Genomic DNA, 1,637 nt, shown 5'->3' with positions numbered 1-1,637 from the left:
GCCATTGCGTCGCAGCAGATCCTCCAGGCCGGCCTTGCCGGCCTGGGAGGAAATGGCCGGCCAGGCCGGCCTGGAGGATCTGCTGCGACGCAATGGCTGCCTCTACCTCTATCGCCGCGAAAGCGATTTTGCCGCCGGGGCCGGCGGCCGGGCCATGCGCGCCGGCTTCGGCATTCACCAGGAGATTCTGACGTCCGACGAGGTGGCAGCACTCGAGCCCGGCCTGCCGGCGAGCGGGGCGCGTGGGTTGTACTTCCCGGATTCGATGAATGTCACCGACCCGAAGGCGGTGATGCAGAGATTGCTGGGCGCGGCCACCGCCCGTGGTGTGTCAGTGAGGCAAGCTGAGATTGCCGGGTTGCAGGTCGAGGCAGGCGGTGTCCGGCTCAGCGGCCCCGGTTTTCGCATCAAGGCGGGTACGGTGGTGATCGCCGCCGGTGCGCGGTCGCGCGCGCTGGCTGCGCAAGCCGGCGACAGGATTCCTCTCGAGACCGAGCGCGGCTATCACCTGGAATTCCGGACCGATGCGCCGCTGCTGACCCGGCCTGTCTGCCCAGTCGATCTCGGTTTCTACCTGACGCCGATGACCGGCCGCTTGCGGGTCGCCGGAACCGTAGAGCTCGGCGGGCTCGCCGCGCCACCAAACCCGCGCCGGCTGGCGCTGCTCGATCGTGGCGTCAGGCAATTCTTCCCCAAGCTCGGCCCGCCTTCATCGGAATGGCTCGGCTTCCGGCCGTCCCTGCCGGATTCGAGACCGGTCATCGGCCCTTCGCATGGCAGTTCCCGGGTGATCCATGCTTTCGGTCATGGCCATCTTGGCCTGACGCTCGCCCCGATCACGGCACGGCTGGTCGCCGACCTGATCGGCGGACGCGGCGATCCAGCGCGCCTCGCACCGTTTGCAGTGGATCGTTTCGGTCGCTGATCAATCGGTGCCTGCGTCCTGGTTTAGTGCGCGAAAACCTGCTCCAGCGAGCGAAAGCCCTTGAATTCCAAGGCATTGCCCGAGGGGTCGCGGATGAACAGCGTCGCCTGTTCGCCGGGCTCGCCCTTGAAGCGGACCATCGGCCGTTCCAGCCAATCGATGTCGTCGCGCGCCTCCAGCCGCGTCGCCAGGCGCTGCCAGTCGTCCATCAGCAGCACGGCGCCGAAATGCGGGATCGGCACGGTGATGCCGTCGACCTTGCCGTCACTGGGAGCCTGTGCGGCCTGCGGCCGCAGATGCGCCGACATCTGGTGGCCGAACAGGTCGAAGTCTACCCAGGTGGTTGACGAACGCCCGATCGCGCAGCCCAGCACCTCGCCATAGAAAACGCGGGTTTCATCGAGATCACGGACCGGAAAGGCAAGATGGAAGGGTGTCATCGAAAATGCTCCGAGCAGGCTGGGGACCGATTTTGCGTCACAGGGTTCGCGATTTGAACCGTCGCCCCGCATTTTGATTGAAGCCTATGCCATTGCACAAGCCGGACCGGAACAATAGATGGGTGGACAACGGCCAGACGCCGGCCGCACCAGCAGGATTTCAGGCATGACCGATATATCAGACGCAGCAAAATTGACCGACCGCGTCGCGGCTCTGGTCGAGGCTGCCAAGAAGGCCGGTGCCGATGCCGCCGACGCGGTCGGTCAATTTT

General features: G+C 65.7%; 2 protein-coding genes. One reads left to right on the top strand and one right to left on the bottom strand.

Going from position 1 to position 1,637, the window contains the following annotated elements; all coding sequences use genetic code 11:
• A partial coding sequence (locus EN935_RS35070; protein WP_164771645.1) for an FAD-dependent oxidoreductase occupies nt 1-925 on the top strand: 925 nt, incomplete at its 5' end.
• A gap of 23 nt (nt 926-948) precedes the next feature.
• Here the strand turns inward: EN935_RS35070 and EN935_RS35065 are convergent.
• Nucleotides 949-1,365, bottom strand: a complete 417-nt coding sequence (locus EN935_RS35065; protein WP_126068712.1) for a VOC family protein — start codon at nt 1,363-1,365, stop codon at nt 949-951.
• Nucleotides 1,366-1,637 lie beyond the last annotated feature (272 nt).

Source organism: Mesorhizobium sp. M7D.F.Ca.US.004.03.1.1 (genome assembly GCF_003998635.1).
Lineage (GTDB): Bacteria > Pseudomonadota > Alphaproteobacteria > Rhizobiales > Rhizobiaceae > Mesorhizobium > Mesorhizobium loti.
The sequence above is the reverse complement of the archived record's forward strand: the minus strand, read 5'-3'. Positions and strand labels throughout refer to the sequence as shown.